At 62.0% G+C, this 25,687-nt stretch carries 24 protein-coding genes; 16 read left to right on the top strand and 8 right to left on the bottom strand.

Annotation, left to right across the window (positions count from 1 at the left end):
* The 15 genes from OXH56_15045 to OXH56_14975 all read left to right on the top strand — a co-directional run.
* The coding region (locus OXH56_15045; protein MCY3556629.1) for a serine protease at nucleotides 1-1,126 on the top strand (1,126 nt) is incomplete at its 5' end.
* A 33-nt stretch (nucleotides 1,127-1,159) separates the two neighbouring features.
* A complete protein-coding gene (locus tag OXH56_15040) occupies nucleotides 1,160-2,368 on the top strand; it encodes a trypsin-like peptidase domain-containing protein (protein MCY3556628.1) in 1,209 nt (402 codons plus the stop codon).
* Nucleotides 2,365-2,670 carry a hypothetical protein gene (locus tag OXH56_15035; protein ID MCY3556627.1) on the top strand — a complete coding sequence of 102 codons (306 nt, stop codon included), beginning with the start codon at nucleotides 2,365-2,367 and terminating at the stop codon, nucleotides 2,668-2,670. Before OXH56_15040 ends, OXH56_15035 begins: the two co-directional genes overlap by 4 nt.
* A gap of 142 nt (nucleotides 2,671-2,812) precedes the next feature.
* Nucleotides 2,813-3,631, top strand: a complete 819-nt coding sequence (locus tag OXH56_15030) for an MBL fold metallo-hydrolase (protein MCY3556626.1) — start codon at nucleotides 2,813-2,815, stop codon at nucleotides 3,629-3,631.
* A 105-nt stretch (nucleotides 3,632-3,736) separates the two neighbouring features.
* The gene (locus OXH56_15025) at nucleotides 3,737-4,579 is read left to right on the top strand and encodes an amidohydrolase family protein (GenBank protein MCY3556625.1); all 843 of its coding nucleotides are present in this window, start codon (nucleotides 3,737-3,739) and stop codon (nucleotides 4,577-4,579) included.
* A 31-nt stretch (nucleotides 4,580-4,610) separates the two neighbouring features.
* Nucleotides 4,611-5,399 carry a cytochrome c oxidase subunit 3 gene (locus OXH56_15020; protein MCY3556624.1) on the top strand — a complete coding sequence of 263 codons (789 nt, stop codon included), beginning with the start codon at nucleotides 4,611-4,613 and terminating at the stop codon, nucleotides 5,397-5,399.
* Nucleotides 5,400-5,447: 48 nt separating this feature from the next.
* Complete coding sequence (locus tag OXH56_15015; GenBank protein MCY3556623.1) at nucleotides 5,448-6,662, top strand: aminotransferase class I/II-fold pyridoxal phosphate-dependent enzyme; 1,215 nt, start codon at nucleotides 5,448-5,450, stop codon at nucleotides 6,660-6,662.
* A gap of 114 nt (nucleotides 6,663-6,776) precedes the next feature.
* Nucleotides 6,777-7,973: a hypothetical protein gene (locus OXH56_15010; GenBank protein MCY3556622.1), complete on the top strand. Its 1,197-nt coding sequence runs from the start codon at nucleotides 6,777-6,779 to the stop codon at nucleotides 7,971-7,973.
* 105 nt (nucleotides 7,974-8,078) lie between these two features.
* Nucleotides 8,079-9,800 (top strand): peptide ABC transporter substrate-binding protein, encoded by a 1,722-nt coding sequence (locus OXH56_15005; GenBank protein ID MCY3556621.1) that lies wholly within the window; start codon nucleotides 8,079-8,081, stop codon nucleotides 9,798-9,800.
* Between the two features lie 140 nt (nucleotides 9,801-9,940).
* Nucleotides 9,941-10,930 (top strand): zinc-binding dehydrogenase, encoded by a 990-nt coding sequence (locus OXH56_15000; GenBank protein MCY3556620.1) that lies wholly within the window; start codon nucleotides 9,941-9,943, stop codon nucleotides 10,928-10,930.
* Between the two features lie 71 nt (nucleotides 10,931-11,001).
* The gene (locus OXH56_14995; GenBank protein ID MCY3556619.1) at nucleotides 11,002-12,861 is read left to right on the top strand and encodes a peptide-binding protein; all 1,860 of its coding nucleotides are present in this window, start codon (nucleotides 11,002-11,004) and stop codon (nucleotides 12,859-12,861) included.
* 82 nt (nucleotides 12,862-12,943) lie between these two features.
* Nucleotides 12,944-14,245, top strand: coding sequence for an ABC transporter permease (locus OXH56_14990; protein ID MCY3556618.1), 1,302 nt, complete (start codon nucleotides 12,944-12,946; stop codon nucleotides 14,243-14,245).
* A 28-nt stretch (nucleotides 14,246-14,273) separates the two neighbouring features.
* Nucleotides 14,274-15,356 (top strand): ABC transporter permease, encoded by a 1,083-nt coding sequence (locus OXH56_14985; GenBank protein ID MCY3556617.1) that lies wholly within the window; start codon nucleotides 14,274-14,276, stop codon nucleotides 15,354-15,356.
* Nucleotides 15,357-15,381: 25 nt separating this feature from the next.
* Complete coding sequence (locus tag OXH56_14980; protein MCY3556616.1) at nucleotides 15,382-16,371, top strand: ABC transporter ATP-binding protein; 990 nt, start codon at nucleotides 15,382-15,384, stop codon at nucleotides 16,369-16,371.
* 13 nt (nucleotides 16,372-16,384) lie between these two features.
* On the top strand, nucleotides 16,385-17,389 hold the full coding sequence (locus OXH56_14975; GenBank protein ID MCY3556615.1) for an ATP-binding cassette domain-containing protein: 1,005 nt from the start codon (nucleotides 16,385-16,387) through the stop codon (nucleotides 17,387-17,389).
* 124 nt (nucleotides 17,390-17,513) lie between these two features.
* Here OXH56_14975 and add read toward each other — a convergent pair whose 3' ends face one another.
* The gene (gene add, locus OXH56_14970) at nucleotides 17,514-18,551 is read right to left on the bottom strand and encodes an adenosine deaminase (GenBank protein MCY3556614.1); all 1,038 of its coding nucleotides are present in this window, start codon (nucleotides 18,549-18,551) and stop codon (nucleotides 17,514-17,516) included.
* A gap of 62 nt (nucleotides 18,552-18,613) precedes the next feature.
* Nucleotides 18,614-19,189 (bottom strand): hypothetical protein, encoded by a 576-nt coding sequence (locus tag OXH56_14965; GenBank protein ID MCY3556613.1) that lies wholly within the window; start codon nucleotides 19,187-19,189, stop codon nucleotides 18,614-18,616.
* Between the two features lie 217 nt (nucleotides 19,190-19,406).
* Between OXH56_14965 and OXH56_14960 the strand changes: the two genes are divergently transcribed.
* Entirely contained in the window at nucleotides 19,407-20,246 is an 840-nt protein-coding gene (locus OXH56_14960; protein MCY3556612.1) for an MBL fold metallo-hydrolase, read from the top strand.
* A gap of 108 nt (nucleotides 20,247-20,354) precedes the next feature.
* Here the strand turns inward: OXH56_14960 and OXH56_14955 are convergent, their stop codons facing one another.
* From OXH56_14955 to OXH56_14930, 6 genes are all read right to left on the bottom strand, one after another.
* Nucleotides 20,355-21,161 (bottom strand): TauD/TfdA family dioxygenase, encoded by an 807-nt coding sequence (locus OXH56_14955; protein MCY3556611.1) that lies wholly within the window; start codon nucleotides 21,159-21,161, stop codon nucleotides 20,355-20,357.
* Nucleotides 21,162-21,224: 63 nt separating this feature from the next.
* Nucleotides 21,225-21,788: a peroxidase-related enzyme gene (locus OXH56_14950; GenBank protein ID MCY3556610.1), complete on the bottom strand. Its 564-nt coding sequence runs from the start codon at nucleotides 21,786-21,788 to the stop codon at nucleotides 21,225-21,227.
* Nucleotides 21,789-21,807: 19 nt separating this feature from the next.
* Nucleotides 21,808-22,656: a phytanoyl-CoA dioxygenase family protein gene (locus tag OXH56_14945; GenBank protein MCY3556609.1), complete on the bottom strand. Its 849-nt coding sequence runs from the start codon at nucleotides 22,654-22,656 to the stop codon at nucleotides 21,808-21,810.
* 83 nt (nucleotides 22,657-22,739) lie between these two features.
* A complete protein-coding gene (locus tag OXH56_14940; GenBank protein ID MCY3556608.1) occupies nucleotides 22,740-23,504 on the bottom strand; it encodes an SDR family oxidoreductase in 765 nt (254 codons plus the stop codon).
* Nucleotides 23,505-23,693: 189 nt separating this feature from the next.
* The gene (locus OXH56_14935) at nucleotides 23,694-23,909 is read right to left on the bottom strand and encodes a hypothetical protein (GenBank protein ID MCY3556607.1); all 216 of its coding nucleotides are present in this window, start codon (nucleotides 23,907-23,909) and stop codon (nucleotides 23,694-23,696) included.
* Between the two features lie 198 nt (nucleotides 23,910-24,107).
* Nucleotides 24,108-25,607: a glycoside hydrolase family 32 protein gene (locus OXH56_14930; GenBank protein MCY3556606.1), complete on the bottom strand. Its 1,500-nt coding sequence runs from the start codon at nucleotides 25,605-25,607 to the stop codon at nucleotides 24,108-24,110.
* Between the last annotated feature and the right edge of the window lie 80 nt (nucleotides 25,608-25,687).

Below are 25,687 nucleotides of genomic sequence, written 5' to 3'. Positions count from 1 at the left end.
CGACCAGGGCGTTCAGGGTGCCCAGGGTGTGCAGGGCGTCCAGGGTGTGCAGGGACCCCAGGGCGATCAGGGCGAACAGGGTGAACCCGGTGAGACGCTCAACTGGGCGGATGTCATCGAAACGGGCAACCTGCAGGATGCCGTTTACATCGTCGGCGTGTTGACCGACGAAGGACCGCTTACAGCTGGAACCGCTTTCAGTGCGTATTTCACCGACAAGCTGTGGACGAATGCCCACGTGGTCACAGATATCGTGGATGCCATCAATGACCCGGAATTCGCGGAACTGAACCCGGTCCCATTCGTCACCCGCACGGGCACGCTCATCGGCGGAGATGAAACCTATATCTGGAGGCCATACATTATTCACCCCGAGTACGACGGTTCCCTCATGTCCGCGGATGTCGCACTGATCGAAATCAACGGTACGATCAATCATGCCATGCCGGTTTTTCTGCCCCGGGAGTTCACCGACGATCTGCGCGTCGGTCAACCTGTGGGGACGCTCGGTTTTCCGGCATTGCCCAGGGTTTTCGACGCCCTCCTTCCTCAGGCCAGTTTCAAGGATGGGACAATCAGCGCGATTCGGCCGTTATACAACGAATCGTTTATCAATTTTCCCATAAATACCGGCCATCTGGTCCACTACAACCTGGCGACGCGCGGCGGTACGAGCGGCAGCCCGGTCTTCGATCACCAGGGATTCATCATCGCGATTAACCACGCTGGGATCAGAGAAATAATACCTTATCCAGAAGAAGAGGAAGAAGGTGAAAACCCAAGCGAGGATGAAGGTGAAGGTGAGGGAGAAGAAGACGAAGGCGAAGTGGATGAGGATGAGGAAGAAGATGAAGGCGGGGGGGCGGACGAAGGTGATGAAGAAGGTGAGGGCGAGGAAGAAGAGGAAGAGGAGCCCGGGTACCTTGCGTCTACAAGTACGCTCGATAACTTCGGCATTAACATCTCGTTGGCGTGGGATCTGCTGGACTTTTTGGCCAGCGTGGATGCTACCGTTACCAACGGCGGGTTGAACGAAACCGATACCGTCGAAGCAGGCTCGCAGTCACAGACTACGGAGTACCAGGCCTTCCCCAAGAACTGGAACGGGGAAACGTGGCTTCCGTAACCCGGTATACCAGGACGAAACAAGGAAAATCGGGTGTCGCTTAGAGCGTTTTTGTTGACGGCGTTTCTGCTGGCCGTTGCATGTCAGGGCGAACGGGGTCCGGTCGGTCCGGCGGGCGTCCAGGGTCCACCGGGGCCTCAAGGCATTTCGGGTCCGCAGGGGATCGCGGGATCCCAGGGCGAACCAGGCATCCAGGGCGAACCAGGCATCCAGGGCGAACCAGGCATCCAGGGCGACCCGGGTATTCCCGGTCCCCAGGGAGAACGCGGCGAAACGGGTCCACCGGGCAGTCCGGGCCCGGCCGGACCGCAGGGCGATCCTGGCGAACAGGGCGAACAGGGCGAACAGGGCGAACAGGGTCCCGTCGGCCCGCAGGGGGAGACGCTCAACTGGGCGGGCGTGATCGAAGAGGGTAACCTCTACGACGCGATTTATGCCGTCGGCATCATGATGAACGACGGCAACAGGGTGCTCGGAACCGCCTTCCGCGCGTACTACACGGACCGGCTGTGGACCGCCGCGCACGTGGCTGATCGGATCGACGAGCTGCTGTCCGACCCCAGGCTGCGCAGTCGCAATCCAAGGCCCTTCGCCACCAGGACCGGTACGCTGGTCGGCGAAAGCGAAACCTACACGTGGAATCGGTACTTCACCCACCCGGATTACGACGGTACGCTCGAATCGCCCGACGTGGCGTTGATCGTCCTCGGAGAAGAACTGCCCCATGCACTCCCCGCGTTTCTGCCGAGGGATCTGGCCGGAGGATTGCGTATCGGCCAGCCTCTGGGATCACTCGGCTTTCCGGGCTATTCCCCCTTGCAGAATGACGTACTGCCGCTGGCAACCTTCCGGGAAGGCACCCTCAGTTCGCTCCGGCCCTTCTACGATGCCGCGTTTGACCGAGATCCTCAAAACACCGGCCGTGTCGTTCATTACAACATGGCGTTGACCGGTGGGACGAGCGGCAGTCCGGTATTCGACCACCATGGCTACATCGTGGCCGTGCAATACGCGGGGATTACGATAGAGATAGCGGACGACGAAGTGGTCATCGGAAGGATCGACACGCACGAAGACTATGGAATCCACGTTCAGGCCGTGTGGGAATTCATCGACTGGTTGGATCAGGCGGACCGGACCGCGACCATCGCGGAAAGTAGTTCATCATGGTTTGACGATGTTTCCGGACTGCAGCTGGACGCTGCCAGATACTACCGTCCGGACCTGATACTTTCGCAATGAACCGTCTACTCCCTGTCGTACTGCTCCTGTTCATCTGCTTCTGTATTGTCGTGATCCTGGCGCTGCCGGAGACGTTCTGGGGACTGATCCTGAAGGGTATCTTCGGGTTGTTCGTCCTTGTCCTGTTCAAGGTCGCGTACAACAAGATGGTGCTACCCGGCACATGCATAAGCGCCGTCTTCTTCACGCTGGCGTGGTGGTACGCTCCGTCGTGGCCGATGTACCTCTTCCTTGTCCTGATGCTGGGCGCCTTATTCGTAACCTGTAAGACCGCGGAGACATTCTACCGAGGGACAGGCTGAGGGGATCACGTAATTCCGTGACAACCTGACTGATAACCCTTACCCTTATGATCGAATAGATGGAGTCCGAAAACAGACGTCCATTCGGCATGGAGCCGGACACTTTCCGGGCTATTCGAGAGCGCTCACAAGGAGTAAGGAAATGAATCCGGCACGCGGGTGTTTTTCGGTGTTGTTCGTCGTTTTGGCTTTGTCCGGCCCGGCCGATGCACAGCAGAATTGGGATGAGGTGGTCGTCGAAGCCCATCCCGTCGTCGGAAACATCTACATGCTGACCGGCAGCGGTGGAAACATCGGCGTTTCGGTCGGCGAAGACGGCATATTGATCGTCGACGACCAGTACGCGCCGCTGGCCGACAAGATCAAGTCGGCCCTCCGGGGCCTGCACGCGGGCCCCCTCAAGTTCGTCCTGAACACCCATTTTCACGGCGATCATGTCGGCGGCAACCCCATATTCGGCCTCGAGGCGACCATCATCGCCCATACAAACGTCCGCAAACGGCTCTCCACGCCACATCAGCGGGGCGTCCAGACCATCCCCGCCATGGTGGAGGACGGCTGGCCGGTGATCACCTTCGACGATGAGGTCTCGGTCCACTTCAATGGTGAAGAGATCAGGCTGGTGCATATGCCCGGCGCTCACACGGATAACGACAGTTACGTTTACTTCACGGGATCGAACGTGGTGCACATGGGGGATACCTTTTTCAATGGACGGTTCCCCTTTGTGGACCTGCGCAGCGGTGGTACGGTGGACGGACTGATCCGCAATATCGCCGAGGTGCTGGATATCATCGGACCGGACACCCGGGTCATACCGGGACACGGCGATCTGGGCGGGCGGGCGGACGGACCTTCAGACTTACCACGGCATGATCGTAGCGACTACGGATGCTGTCCGTGCGATGATGACGGAGGGGAAAACCCTCGACGAGATCACGGCGGCTGGCCTGCCGGATGAGTGGTCCGGCTACGCGAGCGACTTCGTCCCGGAAGTTCGCTGGATCGAGACAATATTCAACAGTTACGGTTCGGCGGAATAACGTTCAAGAACGGGAGGTGTTCTTTGCAGATCATCGATGCGCATCAGCATCTCTGGGATACGGCCGAACTGAGTTATCCCTGGCTGGAAGGATTCGACGCCCTTCGGCAGCGGTATGGACCGGAGGACTACCGGGCTGCGTTCGAAGGCATCGATATCACCAGGTCCGTACATATCGAAGCGGACCCCGCCCCCGGCGCCGAGGTGGCCGAGGTGGACCGGCTCGTGCGCATAGCCGCCGAGGACGGCATGATCGGCGCGATCGTCCCCACGGCGCCCCTGGAATCGGAGGACCGCGAGGAGACCCTGGAGCGGCTTGCCGCGGACTACCCCATGGTGGTCGGCATTCGCCGCATGGCCTGGCATCACGAAGACCCGGCGTTCTACAGCTGGCCGTCCCTGATCGAAGGCGTCAAGGTGCTGCCGAAGTACGGGTACACCTTTGAACTATGCGCCAACGTCACGCAGCTGGACGCGGCGGTGACCCTTGTTCGCGCGACGCCCGAGGTGACCCACGCCATCAACCACTGCGGGGGGCCGGATATCGCGGCGGGCGGCTTCGAGCCGTGGGCGGACTACATGAACCAGCTGGCCGGGTTTCCCAACACGGTCTGCAAGATTTCCGGGCTCGTGACCCGGGCGAAGGAGAACTGGACCGCGGACGACCTGAGACCCTACATCGACCATCTGATCGATATCTTCGGGTTCGACCGGGTGATGTACGGAAGCGACTGGCCGGTCTGTACGCTCGCGGCGACCTACCGGGCGTGGTTCGAAACTCTCGTTGCCGCGGTGGCGGGCGTCTCCGAGGAGGACCGCCGCAAGTTGTTCCACGATAATGCCCGGGAGTTTTACCGACTGGGATGAATGACGCCGGGAAGGGCGGGAGTCTCAGAACATGTCTGTCGTGACGAAGCCCGGTACGCAAACCGATACGCAGACTGAGCTGCTGGAACCGGAAGTCAGGGACCGTGAGTGGGTACGTGTCCCCGGCTCCGGCGGCGGGCGTACCGGATCAGAACGGCGCGAAACCGGAACCGGCGATGGCGGCCGGGAAGGTGACGACCGTGGAGGTGGCGGCCGGGGTGGCGGCGGCGGTGACGACGGACCGCCCGGTTCCCCTCCCGCGGCACCGCCGGCCATGGGGACCAACGTGCTGGGCATGCTCGTGTTCATTGCCAGCGAGGCTGTCCTCTTCCTGACGCTGATCGTCACGTTCGCCGTTGTACGGACGGGCTACCCGGAATGGCCGCCTTCGGACCAGCCCAGGCTCCCCGTGATGATGTCCCTCTTCAATACCCTTGTCCTGCTGGGCAGCGGCGCGGCCATGTACGGTGCGTGGCGGTCCATCCAGCGCGGACTTGTGCCGTCTTCCAGGCGTTTGCTGAACACGGCCGCGCTACTTGGCATCCTTTTCCTGGTGGTGCAGGGCGTGGAATGGGTCCGGCTGATCGATTTCGGCCTGACCGTCACCCAGAATATATACGGCGCGGTTTTCTACGTAATGATCGGGATGCATGCGCTGCACGTTTTCATCGCCGTCCTGGGGTTGCTCTACGTGTCGCGCAGGTTCAGCAAAGGCGCATATTCCCGCGAAGCACACGAAGGCCTGACCATGGGCGGGATGTTCTGGGGATTCGTCGTGCTCGTCTGGCCCTTTCTATTCGTTTTCGTCTACCTCCTGTGAGTCTTTCCGTCTTAAGCGTTTCCTTCCTGAAGTAGAAACGGAGCGAGCATGAAACTGTCCTTCGGCGCCGCCGTACAGCGAACGGCGGAAGCGCTGGGTGCCCAGGGTAACGATGCCAACCAGATCGCGAAGATCGTATGCGACCAGGACCCCGAAGGGTACAACTACGGCATCGGCATCGTCGTGGACGGGAAGGGCCGGGCATGGCCGACTTCCGAGACGCTGCTCAACCATGCCAGGGCCGAAATCGACCACAGCCTGCTCGGTGAATATATGAGCACCGCGTCGCTCGCGGCACCGCTCAAGGAAGCCGTGCTGCGCTGGCAGCGCATCCCCGAGGACTACTGGGACCGCTTCTCGCTGCTGATTCCCTCGGACGCGGGCACCGGCGCGGTAAAGACTGCGGTTGAAATGGCCATGCAGCTCTATCCGGACCTGCAGGCGATCGGCGTGGAAGAACTGTCCTGGCCCGCATACAAGGCGATCGCCCGGATGAGCCGGATCTCCTGCCGCGAGTTTCCCATCGGTGACGTGATGGACGCCCCGGACCTCCTGCGGATCTACCAGGCTGGCCCGATGAACACGACCGGCCGCGTCCAGTCCCTCGAGACCATGTGCGAACGTGTCGCCGCGGCAAAGGGCCGCCCCGTGCTGCTGGACCGGGCCTATTCCGGATTCGAGTATGCCCGTCTCCTCGAGTCCCGCGGGTACGACGAGATCATGGCCATGAGTTATGACGACCAGATCCGGCCCTTCATCGAGAACGACGTGCCCTTCTGGGTTTCCGTCAGCCCCACCAAGTCCTTCGGCACCTTCGCTCTGCGTCCCTGCGGGATGCTCCTGGTGCACCTGGCGGACGCGTCCCGGTCCGACGAAGTGGCCGCACTGGCCAATACGGTGACGCGCGCCCGGGGTTCGTCTTTCGAACATCCGGTAACGCGGGCATTCGTCTCCGCGCTGGTCAACGACCTGGAATCCCTGGAGCGTGAACACGCAGCCATACTTCGGCGGGTCGCCACGGCGGAGAAAGCCTGGAAGGACCAATGCGCCGGTTCGCCGCTCTCCGAGCTGTTCACGGACCGCTATGCCGGTCTGTTCCGCAATCCCCGCGTCGAGGACGAGGCCCCGGCGGCGATCTACGACGCCCATCTGTATCCTGTTTTCACTCCCGGACGTTGCAGGCTCAATATCACGGGCCTTCCTGAGGACGAAGACATCGCCGGTGGCCACGTGGAGGTTTTCGCCCGGTTTTGCCGTGGATAGGATGGCTGTCCATTTCTTTTCCCGCTTGTTTTTACCGGTCCGACCGTTTAGTTTCTACGGCCTGAATCATTGGAATATTCGCCAATTCAATCCGATCCGAAAGGAAGTCTCCGCATGGCACAGGTCAGCATCGTCAGGCATAATCCCATCGCCATCTTTTCCAATCCCACGGAAGTGCTCGTCAAGGACGATAGCAACCAGGTATTCCGCCTGGTCGAACCGAGCGGAAATGTGGGCACCCAATATCCCAACGACGTGGGCTCCGAGTGGTTCGGAACGATCGAAAACCTGAACAGGAACCTGGCGATCTGTGGCGTGAACTGGTCCGACGTCTACAAGACGGACGTACTGTGGACGACCCCATCCGGCGACCGTGATGAATGCGACCGGCTCAAAGACGACTACAACGCCGTGTACGCTCCAATGATCGAGGCAGTGACCGGCGGTCCGCTGCGTTCCAACCGCATGGCGCGGTTTACGCACCCCGAGGGCTTCCCGGATCCCGTGGCGCTGTTCGAGGTGCAGATCAAGGCCGTCAGCGGCGAGCACGTCTCCATCGGCGACGGCGTGATAGACTACGGATACTGGCAGGATCATCAACCGAGCGGCGCTTCGGTCATGCACACCCGGAACGGCGAGGTCATCACCTCCCTCGGGTCCGACCTGGCGGAGGAAACGGCCTTCGTGCTGGACGAGCATTACGAGAAGCCCTTTGCTGAAGCCGGCGTCGATTTCCGGAAGCAGACCGTATGGATGGAGATCCTGGTCGCCGTCGACGACGCGCCCGGCAAGACCTGGGAGCGGATCGATACGGTACGGCGGGTCTTCGAGGACTACTTCGGCGACGACCGGCCGGCCGGGCTGATCTACCCGGTCTCCCGCATCCCGAACCTGGACGGCATCGTGGAACCCCAGCCCCGAGTGGTCTCGGGCGACGTGAGCATCACGCGTTCCGGGGATCTGGAGGACGGATTCAACACATGGACCGCGATCCATTACGGGGGCGTGACCGAAGTCATGGCCAGCGCCGTGGGCGGAGATGACGCCGGCCTTCAGCTTTCCACGCTGGACGCGCGCATCCAGGCGGCGGGCGGAAGCGGACTCAAAGAGGACGGCATCTTCAACAACGCCTACGTCGTGGCCGGCGACGATACCGAAGCGAACCGGGCCTGGATCCAGGAGTTCAACGCGTCGTTCAGCGCGTGGTACGAGGGTTCGGCGCCGGCGGGCCGCACCGCGCAGTTCATTGGCGGCGTTCAACAGGCGTCTTACCGCTCGGGCATCTCCAACCGCGCCATTTTTGCCGGATAGCACGGGAATGGCCGGATCGGAAATGGTCGGAGCGGGAGCGGTCAGGCCGGGCGTCGTCAGGCCGGGAGTGGTGTTTCAGACCCGCCAAGCCACGGGGAGGTACGTATGTATCCCGGCCTTCTGCTGTATTTTCTACTGCTCTTCCTTCCAATTTTTGAAGTCGCTCGAGACGCACAAGGCCAGCCCGGACCCGAAGGCCAGCCCGGGGCCACGATGCAGCCCGCACCCAAGGCGCAGCCCGTCAATACGGTGGGCCGGACCATGCCCCCGGATGCGGCGCCCCTCGCGCGGCAGGTGTATTCCTTCCATCTGCCGGAACCCACGACGCTCGATATCGGTATCGCCGTCTACGAGGCGACCGGCGCGGTGTTTTCCTTCGAAGGCCTCACCCGGCTGGATCACAACAACGAACTCACACCGGCCGCAGCCGATCGATGGGAAGCTTCTCCCGACGGCACGCGCTGGACCTTCCACCTGCGACGCGGCGCGAGGTGGAGCGACGGCCGGCCCGTCACGGCCCACGATTTCGAGTATGCCTTCAAGCGGATGGTCGATCCGGCCAGCGCGAACCGCAACGCTTCCTTCTACTACGAAATCGAAGGCGCGAAGGCCTTCAACCAGGGACTGACCCGGGACGCGGATTCCGTCGGCGTCCGGGCCATCGACGACCATACGCTGGAGATTCGGACCACGCTGCCCTGTCCCTATCTCCCATATATCGCCTCTTTCCCCACCTCCGTTCCGGTACCCCGCTGGCAGGTGGAGAAATACGGTCCGGGCTGGTCCGAACCCGGCCGGTTCGTGACCAACTCCACCTTCAAACTGGATTCATGGGATCACGGCGCCCGCTTCGAATTCGTTCTGGACCCGAACTACAACGGCCCCCACAAGGGATTCGTGGAGCGGATCATCGGGAAATTCCTGGATACCCGCATGATGGCCGGCGGCACGCTGTCCTACGAAAACGACGAGATCGACCAGCAGGACGTGACCCCCATCGACCTACCGCGCATCCGAAGCCATCCCGGGCTTTCAAGGGAACTTCACGTCAGCAAGGATTTCATGACCCATTTTCTCTTCTTCAACGCGGACTTCCCTCCTTTCGACAACCTGAAGGTACGCCAGGCAATCAGCCACGCGATCGACCGGGAGGCCATCTGCCGCGTACTGCTCCAGGGCATGGGTATGCCGGCCTGGTCGATGCTGCCGCCGGGGTTCCCCGGCTACGCGGACGGAAAGTTCCGGGACATCCAGCGCTTCGACCCGGAACTGGCCAGACAGCGCCTGCGCGAGGCGGGATATCCGGAGGGACGCGGGTTTCCCAGGATCGAGATGTGGATCAACAACATGGCCCGGCAGCAGGTCGGCCAGGCCATACAGGAGATGCTCAAATCTCACCTGGGAATCGATATGACGTTACGCGTCGTGGAGAACATCTCCTACCGAACCGCCCAGTACCAGCGGAAGATCCCCTTCAGCCTCATTCAGTACCACTACGACTATCCCGACCCGAACAACATGCTCGCCATGGTATGGAGGTCCCAACCGGCCGGCTACAGCCGCCATCCCTGGATAAACGCCGAATTCGACCGCCTGGTCGACGAGGCGGCATCGGAAATGGACACGGCCCGGCGGTTCCGGTTGTACGACCAGGCCCAGCGGATTCTCGCCGAGGACGTGGGCGCCGTGTTTCTCTACTACGGCATGAAGGCTTCGTTGCGGAAACCCTGGCTCAAGGGCATCAAGCGCGATCTTGACGGCGAATACCCCTTCTGGGGCAATAACACGGGTTACTTCGACATCTATATCGGCGATGCGAAACCATAGCGGGTCACCCAGCGTCGCCCCGTCCATTTCGGTTTGACAATACCCGCCGGTCGGGTACATTCAGGAAGATGCGTCCGGGTACGCCGTCATACCGGTCCGCCACAAGGTCGCACCATTCCGGAGTCCAGAAAGGAATACCGATGAAAGCAGGACAAGTCGTCGCACGGGAACGCATCGAAATCGTGGAAGCCGAACGGCCGGACCTCGCGCTGGAGCGAACCGATCCGGACGGGTTGAAGGACCTCGTGCTCGTTCGAACCGTAAACGCCGCCATCTGCGGCAGCGACCATCCGGTTTTCACCGGTCCGGCGAACTATCCCGTGGCGCCGGGCGTGTCCCTGCATGAAAGTATAGGCGTCATTGAAAAGTCGTGGTCGAACGGATGTCGGGAAGGAGATCTCGTCCTGGCCCTGCCAACCGGCTCGAGCGCCATGGCCGAGTATTTCCTCGGAGTGGGCGCGTCCGTGACGCCGCTTCCGGAGGGCCTGCCCCAGGAACAGCTTTTGATGGCCCAGCCCCTGGGTACCGTGTTGTATTGCCTTCGTAAACTGGGCCACTGGTTCAACGCGGAGGTCGCCATCGTCGGCCAGGGTCCCATGGGATTGCTCTTCACGGCCATGATGCGCAACCTTGGCGCGGCGCTGATCATCGGTGTCGATCAGTACGACAACAGGTTGGCCGCCGCGAAGGAGATGGGAGCGACCCACACGGTGAATACGGCAGGTACCGATCCGGTGGAGGCCGTGAACGAGATTACCGGCGGCCGGATGGCCGACGTGGTGATCGAGGTCGTGGGCGTCGAGGAGACCTTCAACCTGTGCGTCAAACTGGCCCGTCGCAATGCGCGGTTCATCAACTTCGGTGTCCCGAAAACTCCGCAGTACACGGCCGACATCTTCGATCTATTTCGCAAGAACATCCAGTTGACGACTTCGGTCGGCCCGGATATCCAGATCGACTTCGCCAGTGCCATGCGCATGATCGGCGAAGGCCGCGTCGATGTTTCGCCCATGATCTCCCATAAACTGCCCTTCGCCAGGGTCCAGGACGGTTTCGAAATGGCCACCGGGCGCAAGGGAGAGTGCATCAAGATTGTCATCGATTTCGAGGAGAAAGGCCTGGGCAGGTAGCCGCCCGGAGGATCACCGGACCGTGTGCGGACTGTTCATCGCGCACTGGACACGCCTGGAGGAATAACGTCATGCTTAGGACCATGGGTACTGCGGCAAAGACCGCTGCCATTTGTCTGCTGGCCACCCAGATCGCCTGCGGCGGCGGCGAAACGACGGAAGATCCCTGGAACAAAGTACAGGCGATCCTGTCCGAATCGAGGGATACGGTCGTACTGGATGGGACGGAGAAGGCGGCACTGAAGTACGCGGGGGCAGACGAACCCCGGTACGGAGACTGGATGGTGCGCCACGCGCTGTCCGATCCCGAGAACTTCAACCCTTACACGTCGAGCGACCAGGGCGCTACCCAGGTTCACGCCTACGTCTTCGAGTCGCTGTTGGAGCCGGAATACGATCCGCCCTACGCGCAACGGGGTTTCATCGCGTCGGACTATCCAACCGTATCGGACGACAAGCTGACCTATACCTTCCGTCTTCGCGAGAACGTCCAATTCTCGGACGGCGTTCACCTGACGGCGGACGACGTGCTCTTCAGCATGAAGGTCATCCAGACGCCCACGGTACGGGCGCCTCACTTGAGAAACTACTATTCCTCCATTCGGGACGTTAAAAAACTCGGGGAATACGAGATCAGTTTCGAGTGCCGGGAACCCTACATCCTGAACGATCTCTTTCTCGGCGGCTTCGATATCCTCCCGCGGCACTTCTACGATCCGGACGGACTGCTCGATCCGGTGCCCATCGGCAGCCTCATCGACGGCAGTTGGGAAGCGGGGGAACACGCGGACCGGGTACGGCAGTTCGGTGAACGGTTCAACCAGGATTTCAACCGGCGCATGATGGGAAGCGGGGCCTATTACGTGGCGGACTGGGAGGACGACGTGGTCACAGGACAGCGGGTCGTGCTCACCCGCAACGAGAACTACTGGGGCCGGGACGCGGAAGGAATCCCCGCCGCCGGACACGTGGACAAGGTCGTTTTCAAGGTTATCAACAACCAGGACGCCGCCTTTATCGAACTGACCAACGGCAACCTCGATCTTCACAGTATGAAACCCCTCGAGTTCAAGGAGAAGAGCTGGTCTCCCGGCTTCGTCGACCGGTTCATGAAAGGTATACAGTACGCGGGCGGGTACACGTATATCGGGTGGAACAACGAACACCCCATTTTCCGGGACCGGAGGGTCCGGCAGGCGATGACCCACCTCACCGACCGTGAGTCCATGGTGCGGAACCTCCTTTTCGGACTTGCGGAGACGGTCGAAAGTCCCATTCACAAGTTCCGGCCCGAGTACAACCATGACCTGCAGCCCTACACCTTCGATCCGGACCGGGCCCTGGCCCTGTTGAACGAAGCGGGATGGTCGGATACGGACAACGACGGGATTCTCGACAGCGAGATCGACGGCGTGCGAACCCCCTTCCGGTTCGAGTTTCTCGTCAACTCGGGCAATCAGCTCAGGAAGGACATTGCGCTGACGCTGCAGAGCGCCCTGGAGGACCTCGGCATCGACTGCCAGGTCCGCGAACTGGACTGGTCCATTTTCCTGGAACGCGTGAAGAACAAGGATTTCGCGGCCGTAACCCTCGGCTGGACCGGCGGTACGGGCCTGCGTTTCCCGCCGGATGCCTTCCAGATCTGGCATTCGTCGCAGATCGAAGGGAACGGATCTAACTTCGTGAGTTTCCGCAACGCGGAATCCGACGGGATCCTCGAGGTCTACCGTACGGAATTCGACATGGATCGGCGGATCGAACTGTACCGACGCTTCCAGGAGATCCTCCACGAGGAACAGCCCTATACCTTCCTCTGGAAATCGCGTGTCGCCAGTGCGTACAGCCGGCGCTTCCACGGCGTCAACTGGTATCCGGCCGGCGCCGTGAACCAGGAGTGGTGGGTTGAGCCCGCCGACCGGATGTATCAGTAATGCAGCGTGTGTCCGGCACCTGTCCGTACCCGTGACGACGCGCCAGACCAGGCCATGACCCGGCGGGAGTCCACGTTCTCCTATGCTCGGTTACATCCTTCAACGCTCGCTCCTCATGGTCCCCACACTCGTCGGGATCACGGTGATCTCCTTCTTCATCATGCACCTGGCCCCCGGCGATCCCGTGGACCTGTTCCTCGGCGGCGTGGCCGGCGGCGAGGGGCTGGCATCCGACCGGCAACAGGACATCGAAAAGACCCGCGAGGAACTGCGCAGGCAACTTGGCCTGGACCGGCCGGTCCACGTGCAGTACTTCAACTGGGTCACGGCGTTGTTCCTGAAAGTCGAGACCATCAGCGCGTTCGACCGAAGCGCGCTGCTCGCGGACGGGTTGCTGGAACGGCTCGATGCGTCGGAACGCCGGGCACTGGCGGGGCTGGACAGGGAGACACAGAAAGAACGGTTCCTTGTCCTTGTGCGCGAACGCGCGCCAGGGGAAGTGAGCGATCTGGAACGATCTTCTTTCTGGGAAGGCAGGACCTTCAGCGCCGAGGGCAACTATACCTACCGGGGCGCGGGGATCGAACTCCTGACACTCGCGGAATACCGCTTCGTCACGCTGGACTTCGGCCGTTCCTTCAAGGACAACCAGCCCGTCATCGCCCGGGTCATGGAGCGGTTGCCCGTAACGCTCGAGATCAACATCATCGCGATCGTCATTGCCTACCTGGTGGGCCTGCCCCTTGGCGTCTGGCTCGCGGTCAAGCAGAATACCCTCACGGACCGGATGCTGACCACCGGAACCTTCGTCCTGTGGTCCATGCCTTCCTTCTGGGTGGGCATGCTGTTGATCATCTTCCTGTGCAACCGGGAGTTCTTCTACTGGTTCCCGGCCTCGGGCATACAGTCGCTTGAAGCGTCAAGCGACTGGAGTTTCTGGCGGCTGCTCACGGACCACTTGTACCACATGTTCCTGCCCGTGCTGGCCTCCGCCTATATCAGCTTCGCGACGATCTCCCGGTTCATGCGAACGAGCATGCTGGAGAATCTGCGGCAGGACTACGTGCGGACCGCCCGGGCCAAAGGGTTGTCGGAGAAAGTCGTCATCCTGCGGCACGTGTACCGCAACTCGCTGATCCCGATCGTGACCACGTCCGCCGGGTTGCTGCCGGCCCTGATCGCCGGATCCGTGTTCATCGAAACGATTTTCACCATCCCCGGCATGGGGCTGCTCGGATTCGAGTCGGTGCTGACCCGGGATTACCCCATGGTCATGGCGCTTTTCACCATAGGCTCCCTGCTTTCGCTGCTGGGTATCCTGGTCGCGGACATCCTGCTCAAGGTGGTCGATCCGCGGATCACCTTCGACCAGTTGCAGGGATAGGAGATGGGCATTGGGAAGGAGACCGGCTGTGGGTTCGAACCCGGCCACCCGCAACAGACATGACCCGGCGAATGGTGCGCCGGCCGACGCCTTGATGAACGAGGGCGGCGAAAGCTTCTGGCGGTTGACGCGCAAGGAGTTCCGCAAGAATCGCCCGGCGCTCTGCAGTCTCTATGTCCTCGTGGCCATGGCCTTCCTCGCGCTGACCGCGGACCTGATCGCCGGCAACAAGCCGTACTACATGGTCTACCAGGGAGAGACCTACTTCCCGGCGTTCAGACAATACGCGGTGTACACCGGCCTGATGGACTGGCCGGAGGAGTTGCGGACGCGGAGGAACTTCAAGCGGTACGAATACAGCGAAGCGGTGTTTCCCCTGATCCCCTACGCGCCGGACGAGATCCGCCTCGGCGCCCGTTACGAGCGGCCGGGAGGCGACCACCCGTTCGGTACGGACCGGCTGGGCCGCGACGTGCTGTCCGGACTCATTCACGGCACGCGGTATTCGCTGACCATCGGGCTGGTATCGGTGGGCATTTCCCTGCTCATCGGCGTGGGACTCGGCGCGCTGGCGGGATACCTGGGCGGGTGGACGGATCTGATCCTGTCCCGTGTTTTCGAACTCTGGGCGGCGATCCCGCCCTTCTTCCTGATCATCACGGCGGCGGCTTTCTTCCCGCCGAGCCTCTTCTGGATCATGATCATCATCGGGTTCACGGGATGGGTGGGCATCGCCCGGCTGACCCGTTCCCAGTTTCTCCAGGTCCGGGCTTTCGACTACATCGCGGCCGCGCGGGCCCTGGGTTGTTCGAATCTGCGCATCATGGCCGTGCACATCCTGCCCAACGCCATTGCGCCCGTGCTGATCCCCGCGGCCTTCGGCGTAGCCGGCGCCATCCTGGCCGAATCAGGGCTGAGTTTCCTCGGTATCGGGGTACCCGCCGAGGTCATCACCTGGGGATCGCTGCTGGCCGGCGCGCGCAGCAATATCGCGGCCTGGTGGCTCGTAATCGTGCCCGGATTCGCTATTTTCATCACGGTAACCCTGTACAACCTGCTTGGAGACGGACTGCGCGACGCCCTGGACCCCAGGCAGCGCGGTACTGCTTGAGTGACGCATAACGCATGAGAGACGCATGACGAATACGATCCTGCGCGTAAACGATCTGAAGACTTACTTCGATACGGAGAGCGGCGTGGTGCGGGCTGTCGACGGCGTCAGCTTCGAGGTGGAGGCCGGCAGGACGCTGGGCATCGTGGGCGAGTCTGGCTGCGGCAAGAGCATGACCGCCTACTCCATCCTGGGACTGGTCCCGCAACCGCCCGGGCGCATTGCCGGAGGTGAGGTATTCTTCGAGGACAAGGACCTGCTGAAACTTTCTCCCCGGCAGATCCGGGCAATACGGGGCAACGACATCGCCATGATCTTCCAGGAACCCATGACGTCCCTGAACCCCGTATTCACCGTCGGTGAGCAGATCGCCGAGGCGGTCCGCCTGCACCGCGGCGCGGACCGGAAGGACGCCTGGCGGCGGGCTGTTGAACTGCTTGACCTGGTGGACATCCCGCTGCCGGAAGAACGGGCCGAAAGTTATCCCCACGAGCTCAGCGGCGGCATGCGACAGCGCGCGATGATCGCCATGGCCATTTCCTGTGACCCGAAGCTGTTGATCGCCGACGAACCCACCACGGCGCTGGACGTTACCATCCAGGCGCAGATTCTCGATGTACTGCGCCGACTTCAGGAAGAACGGGGCATGGGTCTCATGCTGATTACCCATGATCTGGGCATAGTAGCCGAGATGGCCCACGAGGTACTGGTCATGTACGCGGGCCAGGTCGTGGAGCGGGCCGACGTGAATACACTCTTCGGCAGTCCCCGCCATCCCTACACCCGCGGATTGCTCGCCTCCGTGCCGACGATGAGTTCGGGGGCGGAGGAGCTTTCGACCATCGAGGGCACGGTGCCGGACCCCGTGGACTTTCCGGCCGGATGCCGCTTCGCCCCGCGCTGTGATTTCGCGGTGGAAGTCTGCGGCCGGCTGCAGGCGCTGGAGGACGCGGGCGGCCGCCACCTCGTCCGTTGCGGCGAATGGCAGCGGGTCGTGCAGGCGGAGACGGTATAGCGGAGACGAACGTATGGCAGATGGCAATGAAATGCTGTTGCAGGTCCGGGGACTGAAGAAGCACTTCCCCGTGGGCGGCGGACTGCTGCGGCGCCACCGGGCGGTCATCAAGGCCGTCGACGGGGTCGACCTGACCCTGGAACGGGGCGAAACGCTGGGCCTGGTGGGCGAAAGCGGGTGCGGAAAGACCACGATCGGACGGGCGATCCTGCGCCTGGTCGATCCCTCCGCGGGAACGGCAACGTTCCATACGGCCCTGGAAGAAGGGGAAGCGCGCAGTCCGCACGCGGTCTTCGACATGAAAAAGGGCGATCTCCGGCGGCTGCGGCGCCAGATGCAGATCGTGTTCCAGGACCCCTACGGCTCCCTCAACCCGCGAATGACCGTCGGCGCCCTGCTCAGGGAACCCCTGACCGTGCATGGGTTGAGCACGCGGGGAGAAGCGGGCGACCGCGTGACCGAACTGCTCGAAACGGTGGGCCTGAATCCCGCCCACGCCCGCCGGTATCCCCACGAGTTCAGCGGCGGGCAGCGGCAGCGCATCGGCATTGCCCGGGCCCTGGCCGTCCGGCCCGAGCTGATCATCGCCGACGAACCCGTCTCGGCGCTCGACGTATCGATCCAGGCGCAGATCATCAACCTGCTCAAGGTGCTGCAGGACCGGTTCCGGCTGAGCTACCTGTTCATCTCCCACGACCTCCGCGTGGTACGCCACATCAGCGACCGGGTGGCCGTCATGTACCTCGGCAAGATCGTCGAAACCGCCACGCGGGACCAGCTTTATGCGAAGCCGCTGCACCCCTACACCGGGGCCCTGCTCTCGGCCGTGCCCCTTCCCGATCCCACGCTCGGCCGCGACCGGATCATCCTCAAGGGCGACGTCCCCAACCCGGCGAACCTGCCCCCGGGGTGTCCTTTCCATCCCCGGTGCCCCCTGGCGGAGGTCCGTTGCAGGACCGAAGTCCCCGTGCTGGAAGACAAAGGCAACGGACATAAGGCGGCGTGCCACCTGGTCTGAGGGTCGAGCAAGGTGCGGGTCGGCACAGGAGCCCGGTCTGATCGGAAGGCAAGCTGGGGTCGGCACGAGGTCAGCCGTCCTGGTTCGGTCAGCCTACCTGGCTCGGTCAGCCGTCCTGGTTCGGTCAGTCTGCCAGGTTCCGCAATCCGCACATTTCATTGCGAAATGCGGTTTCCATGGACTGTTTCCGATCGTCCGGCAGAAAACTGTACCGGATCCCGTTCAGCAGGATTTCGTCGATGGTCTCCCTGGTAAACCCCCAGGGGTCGGCGAGCAGGCAGGCTTCGTCGGTCAGCGAGGTGTTGAACAAAGGGGGATCGTCGGAGTTGACGGTGACGGTTACGCCCGCCTCGTGAAGTGCTTTCAGGGGATGAGACGCCGCGTCGGGGTAGAGCCCCAGGCTGATGTTGCTCGTGGGGCTGATTTCAAGCGGTATCCGATGTTCCGCCAGGTAATCGACGAGTTCGGGGTCCTCTATGGCCCGCACCCCGTGCCCGATGCGTTCGGCACCCAGGTCGTGAATCGCGCTCCAGACGCTCTCGGGACCGGCGTGCTCGCCGGCATGGGGTGCGCTGTGCAGCCCCGCGGATCTCGCCCGGTCGAACCAGGGAACAAAAGGCGCGGGCGGGTATCCTTCCTCCATCCCGCCAAGACCCAGGGCGACGACCCCGTCCTCCATCCCCTCGATGGCCACCTCAGTCGTATAGTCGAACCGACCCCGCTCGGGGTAGTCGTTGCGCACCAGGTCGAAGACCCAGTTGATTTCGCAGCCGAAGGCTTCCTTTACCTGGCGGCGTCCGTCCGTCAGCCCGGTGAACCAGACGTCCTGGTCGACCCGGTTGATCCAGAGGTGGGTGCTCGGCGAAAAGGTCACTTCGGCGTACAGTATGTTCTGGCGGGCCATGTCGGCGCCGAATTCGTACACGATCAGCTCGAAATCCTCTACAGTGCGAAGGCACTTCGTGATGGCGACGTAGACCTCGATGAAATGGTGGAAGTCCCTGAACCGGTACCAGTTACGCAGCCCCTCCTCCGTGTCCGCCGGCAGGTCGACGTGGTGCCGTTCCGCCAGCATCAGCAGCGTGGACGGCTGAATGGACCCTTCCAGGTGCACGTGCAGGTCCGCCTTCGGCACGGCGGCGATGTAGTCGTATAGGGACATGGTGAAAGTCTGTGAAGTCGATCTGCGTTTCAGCTGGCTCTAGAACGAAACGGTCGAAGAATTCACGAAGTTTCAGGTGTACTCGATTGCTCGTTTCGATCAGATTCTACGGCTAATCGGATGCGCTCGATAACGTTCCGCATCCCGTCCGGCTCTTCCCCCTTTTCGCGAAGGTCCTTTGCAATTTTCTCCAGAATGGGGATGGCGCGGGATTCCCGTAGCCGCTCAAGCTCGTTGACCACTTCGAGACCCAGGTGCTTCCCATGCCAGGGGTAGCTGTCGGAGAGAAGCTCGAGCTCTTCCAAAAACCGAAGAAGCTGGGTGCGAACTTCCTCGGTGTCCGGGGCGTCGACCCAAGGTTGCCGGTCCGAATGAGGATCTCGTTTGCCAGTTCCGGGTTTCACCAAGTCTACAACCGACTCGTGCACGTAGACCGGGCCCAGCGGTACGGCGTACTTTCGTTTACTTAGATCCGTATGATTCGCGCAATAGGTCCAGAACGGGACTTCGATTTTCAGTTCCCTGATCTCGCAGTAGTCCGCGATGTTCTCGTCCGGTAGGCGAATGAAGTCCCGACGACCGGCATTGGCCCGATTAAACCGGCAGGTGCCGCAGCAGTCCGTACCGCCGTTGGGCATGGGTAGACTCCTAACCAGGTGATCCGCTGTGGACGTATTGCCTGTAGAGGGCCCGCGACTTGGTGCGGGGCTTCGCGAATCTGCGTTTCCAGATAAATGTAACGTTTATCCCGCGGAGCGTAAAGCGCGAGCACATTTGCCATGACAATCACCCGGCCGGCAACTATTTTGTGAGGGCACACAAATCGGTTCAATGGCGTAAAAAAAGGAGTACGATGTGGAACTGTCTGTCGTCAGCGGCGGCGTATTCAAACTGGACGGCGGGAGCATGTTCGGGATCGTTCCGAAGCCGCTCTGGGAGAAGATCTGTCCCCCCGACGAGAAAAACCGGATCACCAACGACACGAACTGCCTGCTGATCCGGAAGGATGGCCGGCTCATCCTGGTCGACACGGGCTACGGCGACAAGATGACCGACCGGGACCGGGGCATCTACGGGATGTCCGGTTCCACCATCCTGGGATCTTTGTCGGACCGGGGCGTATCCGCGGAGGACATCGATCTTGTCATCCTGAGCCACCTCCATTTCGACCACGCAGGCGGTGCGACTCGGTTGGACGAGGACGGCCGGGCCTTACCCGCTTTTCCCAATGCGAGGTACGTGGTGCAGAAAGGCGAGTGGGAGGACGCGCTGAACGACTACGGCACCATGAAGACCACCTACCGTCCCGAAAACTACCAGCCCCTGATGGACCGGGGCGTGCTGACCCTCGTGGAGGGGGACGTGGAGATCGAGGAAGGGATCCGCGTAGAGGTGACCGGCGGCCATACGCGCCACCATCAGCTGGTGAAGGTGGACTACGGCGGTACCCGGGCGGTCTACTCAGGCGATATCCTGCCCATGACGACCCACCTGCGTGCACCGTACAACATGGCCTACGACCTGTTCCCCTACGATACCATGGTCGCCAAGATGCGCCTGCTCCGGCAGGCCGCCGACGAGGGCTGGATCATCGCCCTGGATCATGATGCGAAGGTCGCTTCGGGCAGGATTTCGTGCGAGGGTGAAGACCGGTACGTAATCGAACCGGTGGCGCTGGATCCGCAGTCTGCTTGACCCGGGCTGTGGCCGTCCGCGGCGCTGCTGATTCAGGCCACGCGGCATCAGGTCGCCGAAACCGCCCGCCAACATACTGGCCGGGGGTCGCGCACAGTGCCACGCCGCTTATCTCGTACCCGCGCCGAACACCTGTGTGCGCCACATGACCCGGCGCTGCCGGTTGTCGAAGGGCGTGCGTCGGTGCATGGTGCAGCGGTTGTCCCACATGACCAGGTCTCCGACCCGCCAGCGGTGTTTCCATACGAACTGTGCGTCGGTGGCATGGGCGATCAGCTCGTCCAGCAGGGCCTGGCCGCCTTCCCTCTCCAATTCCGCGATGTGATGCGTCAAGTGGGGACTGACGTAGATTACCTTGCGTCCCGTTTCCGGGTGGGTGCGGACGACCGGATGCATCGTGGGTTCCGGGGTATTCAGCGCGTCGATGGGATGACGGTGGACCGCATTCAGGCCGTCGATGTGGACCTTCACGTCGGGGTCCAGCGCTTCGTAGGACGCGTATCCGTTCGCCCACATCGTTTCACCACCCTCGTCAGGTATCTCCAGCGCGTACAGCAATGAAATCGTGCCCGGTTCAGGCAGGTAGGACAGGTCCGAATGGAAAGGGATTTCTTCGCTGCCGAGGGCTCCGATGGGCTTGCCGTCCTCGGTCACGTTCGAGATGACGAAGATCTCCTCGATGGGACGATCCGGTTGTGGTCGTACGTGGGGTACAGGTCTTCCGAAGTACCGGGTGAAGCGGACCAGGTCCTCCTGGCTGATCTCCTGGCCGCGAAAGAACAGCACGCCGTGTTCGAGAAAAGCGCCGCGCAGCAGACGTACGGTCTCTCCGTCCAGCTTGTTACGCAGATCCAGGCCGCGCACTTCCGCGCCGAGTGCGCCGCCGGTCGGTAAGACTTCAAACGAATCCATCATGCCTCGAAATCGGAGATCCCGCATCCAACCCCGATATTACGTAATTGTCACGATGCGAGATGACTAGACATTCGTCGCGTCAGGGTCATTCCAAAACGCTTCCAGTTCCACGCCCAGCCCGTCCACCGTACGATTGCACCAGGCGAAGAAACCCGTGATCTGGTTGATCTCGAGGATCGCCTTGTCGCCGAACCCGGCCTCCCTCAACTGTTCGATGTCGGACTCGGTAGTCGCAGTGGGCGCCAGGGTCAGCTTGCGCACGTAGTCCAGCATGGCGCGGTCGGCGGCGTCCAGGTCTGCCTCGCGGTAGTCCTTCTTGATCGCGTCTACCAGTTCCCGGTCATTGATCTCTCTGAGGAGCCCCTCCCCGTGGTGGCGGATTCAGTACTCGCACTCGTTCAGGGCAGAGACCGTCGTCGCGATCATCTCCCGCTGTCCCAGCGTCAGGTCGCAGTCCCCGTGCATGAGGCCCTTGTAGAAGGCCATCACCGCCCGCAGTGCATGGACGTTCAGGCTGTGCGCCTTGATGATGTTGTCCACACCGCCCCAGGATCGCATCGAGCCCTGGTAAATCCTGGCCAGCTGTCCTTCCGCTTCCGATTCATCGATGGTACGTATCCATGCCATAAAGGTCTCCCTGGTTGGACTACAGATCGAAGTGTCGCCGCATCCGGGTCACGGCGGCCTTTTCCTCTTTGCTCAACGATTCCAGTTCGTACTCCTCTTCAGTGATCTGATCCCGGTATTCCTCGAAGGGCAGTCCGCCCTTGCCCGTTTCGTTAAAATAGGCGCTTAGCTGATAGCGCTGGAAGATGTTCATTCTCGGATAGTCCAGGGTCCAGACGGCCGCGTCGTGCAGTACGTGCGTCGAGAACACGAGGACGTCACCGGCATCCATGGGCACGGTGATCGAGACGGGAGGGTTATGGCCGACCTTCAGCCCGTCAGGCGTGGCGAAGGCCGCCTTGTGGCTGCCGGGCACCAGGCTGAACCCCGTCCCCTCGGGCACGTCGGCCAGCGCGACCCAGGTGGCCAGGTGGCTGCAGTAGATCTCGCCGCCCGCCGCCTGGTAATCGTTGTGAGGGTTGCGGAATCCCGGTGGGAACTTGAACCCGCTGTCGTCCCGGTGGTAGCCCTGGTGGTCCTCGTCGTCCGGCGCCGCCGGGTCCATTTTCGTGAAGTTGCAGTGAAACAGCCGGGGCATGCCCATGGTCAGCCCCGCGACGACGCGGATGATCGCCGGATCGGCGTTCAGTTCCTGGAACAACCGGTGCCCGTACTGGATGTGGTCCAGGTGCGTCTTGTACGGTTCCTGGCGGTGCCTGAATACCGGCGCGGGGATTGCGGATTCGTCCACGGAGAGCCAGTGACCGACGACCTCCAGGATGTGCGCCAGGCGGTTTGGCGCGATCACGCCCCGCAGGTGCAGGTAGCCATGCAGGTCGAAATGCCACTTCTCTTCTTCCGTCAGCAGATGGGCATATTGCGACGGCATGTACAGTCCTCTGTAGTTTCAGTCGTCAATTACCGCAGGCGTGTGGGAACCGTTCGGTTCCGATTTACCTGCCGACCGGGTACCTAACGGCCCAGCCAACCACCGTCGACGGCCAGTACCGCGCCGTGGACATAGTTGGAAGCGTCCGAACTGAGGTAGACGACGGCGCCGCCCAGGTCTTTTGGCGCGCCCCAACGGCCGGCGGGGATACGTTCGGAAATGGACCTGGAACGCTCCGGGTCATGCTGCAGGGCGGAGGTAAGGTCGGTGGCGATATAGCCCGGCGCGATGGCGTTGACGTTGACTCCTTTGGCGGCCCATTCGTTTGAAAGGGCCATGACCAACTGCGCGACCGCACCCTTGGATGCCGCGTAGCTGGGCACGGTGATGCCGCCCTGGAAGGACAGTACGGAAGCGGTGAACACGATCTTCCCGCGGCCGCGGGCGACCATGTCCCGTCCGATTTCCCGGCTCAGGATGAACGGCGCGTTGAGGTTGACGTTCATGACCGTGTCCCAGTATTCGTCGGAATGTTCGGCGGCGGGTGCCCGCAACGTGAGCCCGGCGTTGTTGACGAGGATATCGATGACCGGGAAATCGTTCCTGACCGTGTGAATGAAGCCGTACAGCGCGTCCCGATCGTTCAGGTCGACGCTGTAACCGGCAAACCGGCGGCCCAGGGCCGTGACGGCACCTTCGATCTCGCTGCCGGACGACTCCATCGACGCGCTTACGCCCACGATGTCGGCACCAGCCTCGGCAAGCGCTTCGGCCAGTCCCCGGCCGATCCCCCGGCGGCAGCCGGTTACGAGGGCCGTTTTGCCGTCCAGTCTGAATGCATCCAGTATAGACATGATTTCTCCGTTCTACAGCGTGAGTACAGCGCGAGCCGTTGAGGGCAGAGGTTCCGGTACGAGGTCTGGGGCCGCTAAATGACGATTAGAAAAAGTTGAGGCACGCGCGGTTTGTCAACCGGGAAACGGATGTAGACGGATCCCACTGCGCGTCGAAGCACGTTCGCAGAGGTGAACAGCCGGCTATTTCAGACCGGGGAAAAGGTGCTCGACGATCTTGAGGAGAATGATCGTGATGATGGGTATCGCACCGATGAGCAGGTTCAATTTGACTTCTATGGATTTAAGCCGATCCCGGATGCTATGATCCTTCGTGTACACTTCCGAAAAAAGCAGATTGAGCCTGTCCGTTTCTGAAACGACCGAATCTGCCGGTTTAACTCCTGGATGGTCCGTCATGGGTCAACCTCCGGTCCGCGTGGGTGGAACGTAGTCCGCTGGTGTTATTGAATTAGTCATTGGCTGCCCACGGGTTCTCGAGTCCTTTGCTAAATTTTACACAATGGGTAAGATCGACAGTCTTCACCACGAGCGGATGAAAGACGGGTAGGGCGGGCGGGGGAGGGGTGAGCCCCAAGGAACTCTTCGGTGAAGCCGTCATATGCGCGTCGGCGCCAGGTTCCAGGCCTGCAGCGACTTGAACCTGGCCGCGCCTCCGCGTGCGAACAGGCTGACGCCCAGGCTGTCGGGTTGCGTCGGATAGATGCGCTGGGTCACGCACTGCCGGCGGTTGGCGAAGACCTCGAGGATCGATCGGTCCAGGAATATCCTCAGGGTCAGCGGTTCGCCCGGCGCCAGTTCGAACGGCCCCTCCTGGGCGGTGACGTACTGCTCACTTTCTGACAGGTGCGGCTGAAGGCTGCGGTATCGGGTGTATCTGATTTCGCGGTCGAGTGACGACCGGCTGACGTCGACGCGCAGGACGGCGGCCGCCACGTCGAAGGAGACCGCCGTTTCCTCCTCACCTCCCGGGGAGCGCCGCACTTTGACGCCGACCTCCCGTGCCTCCCGGGGATCGATCTCGATGGCCAGTTCCAGGCAGTCCCCACCGATTTCCTCGAGTGCCACGTCAGCATCGGCGGCGACGTCGATAGACTCACGCCGGCGGCCATCCAGCCGCAGCACTTCAAGCTCGGGTACGGGATCGATCTGCAGCTGACCGCCGGGTCCCGGCGACAACAGGCGGGGAACGGTCATCGCGCCCGACCATCCGGATTCGCGTTCGCGATCGTTTCCGCGCAGCTCGCGGATCCAGTCGAAGAAGACACGCCGGCCGTTCGCGTCAAGCAAAGTCCGCGGACCGCCGAGATGCCCCCCTTCCCAGCTCATGCGCCCGTGTATCTCGGGTAAGAACCGTTCATTCCGGACCTTTCCGATGTAGTACTGGCTTCCCACCAGATGGCTGCAGAAGAGAAGCATGTGCCGGTCGCCGAAGGGGAAGAAATCGGGCACGGCGCAGTCTTCGCCGCCTTCGGTCCACGCCCGCCTCGACTGGTAGAACACATCGACGTACTCCCAGTTGCGCAGGTCCGCCGATTTAAACAGGAACGCGGCGTCCCCCCGACCTTGAGGGTCCCGGTTGTTGACGGCGGCGTAATAAAGGCCGTTCGCCAGCCACCCACAGGGGTCGTGCATGGTGTAGCGGCCGAAGTCAGCGCTTCCCGCTTCCGGTTCTGAGATCACCGGATTGCCCGGGTCCTTCGTCCACTCGATCAGCAGGTCGTCGCTGCTGCGGGCCAGACAGAGGCCGTCAGGGTTGCCGTAGTAGATCAGGACCGGCACCCCTTCCTTGCTGACCAGGGCGCCCCCACTGAAGCAGCCCTTCCGGTCCGGTCCGTCCGCATCCGGTTTCAGCGCCACAGGATGGTGGACCCAGTGTACGAGGTCGACGCTGGAGGCATGGCCCCACTGGATAAGATGCCAGTAGGCCCCGTGCGGATTGTACTGGTAGAAGATGTGGTAACGGCCCTTCCAGAACAGGGCTCCGTTGATGTCGTTCATCCAGGCCGCGGGCGGTGTGAAGTGGTAGGCCGGCCGGTGCGGGTCGCGTGCCAGCGCGGCAGCGAGATCGCCAGCATGCCGAATATGGGTTTCCATTTGTTCTTTCTGGTTGTGGTACGTCATGTATTCTCTCGAGGGTGGGCAGCCCGGTGTTTCAAACTGCGGGCCGATGCATG

The organism is Gemmatimonadota bacterium, from assembly GCA_026702745.1.
GTDB lineage: Bacteria > JAAXHH01 > JAAXHH01 > JAAXHH01 > JAAXHH01 > JAAXHH01.
This window is presented reverse-complemented; position numbering and strand designations above follow the sequence as displayed.

Excerpts from the sequence above, each read along its gene's own strand:
- OXH56_15035 (MCY3556627.1), top strand. The coding sequence starts at position 2,365 with ATGAACCGTCTACTCCCTGTCGTACTGCTCCTGTTCATCTGCTTCTGT.
- OXH56_15030 (MCY3556626.1), top strand. The coding sequence starts at position 2,813 with ATGAATCCGGCACGCGGGTGTTTTTCGGTGTTGTTCGTCGTTTTGGCT.
- OXH56_15020 (MCY3556624.1), top strand. The coding sequence starts at position 4,611 with ATGTCTGTCGTGACGAAGCCCGGTACGCAAACCGATACGCAGACTGAG.
- OXH56_15015 (MCY3556623.1), top strand. The coding sequence starts at position 5,448 with ATGAAACTGTCCTTCGGCGCCGCCGTACAGCGAACGGCGGAAGCGCTG.
- OXH56_15010 (MCY3556622.1), top strand. The coding sequence starts at position 6,777 with ATGGCACAGGTCAGCATCGTCAGGCATAATCCCATCGCCATCTTTTCC.
- OXH56_15005 (MCY3556621.1), top strand. The coding sequence starts at position 8,079 with ATGTATCCCGGCCTTCTGCTGTATTTTCTACTGCTCTTCCTTCCAATT.
- OXH56_15000 (MCY3556620.1), top strand. The coding sequence starts at position 9,941 with ATGAAAGCAGGACAAGTCGTCGCACGGGAACGCATCGAAATCGTGGAA.
- OXH56_14995 (MCY3556619.1), top strand. The coding sequence starts at position 11,002 with ATGCTTAGGACCATGGGTACTGCGGCAAAGACCGCTGCCATTTGTCTG.
- OXH56_14990 (MCY3556618.1), top strand. The coding sequence starts at position 12,944 with ATGCTCGGTTACATCCTTCAACGCTCGCTCCTCATGGTCCCCACACTC.
- OXH56_14980 (MCY3556616.1), top strand. The coding sequence starts at position 15,382 with ATGACGAATACGATCCTGCGCGTAAACGATCTGAAGACTTACTTCGAT.
- OXH56_14975 (MCY3556615.1), top strand. The coding sequence starts at position 16,385 with ATGGCAGATGGCAATGAAATGCTGTTGCAGGTCCGGGGACTGAAGAAG.
- add (MCY3556614.1), bottom strand. The coding sequence starts at position 18,551 with ATGTCCCTATACGACTACATCGCCGCCGTGCCGAAGGCGGACCTGCAC.
- OXH56_14965 (MCY3556613.1), bottom strand. The coding sequence starts at position 19,189 with ATGCCCAACGGCGGTACGGACTGCTGCGGCACCTGCCGGTTTAATCGG.
- OXH56_14955 (MCY3556611.1), bottom strand. The coding sequence starts at position 21,161 with ATGATGGATTCGTTTGAAGTCTTACCGACCGGCGGCGCACTCGGCGCG.
- OXH56_14945 (MCY3556609.1), bottom strand. The coding sequence starts at position 22,656 with ATGCCGTCGCAATATGCCCATCTGCTGACGGAAGAAGAGAAGTGGCAT.
- OXH56_14935 (MCY3556607.1), bottom strand. The coding sequence starts at position 23,909 with ATGACGGACCATCCAGGAGTTAAACCGGCAGATTCGGTCGTTTCAGAA.
- OXH56_14930 (MCY3556606.1), bottom strand. The coding sequence starts at position 25,607 with ATGGAAACCCATATTCGGCATGCTGGCGATCTCGCTGCCGCGCTGGCA.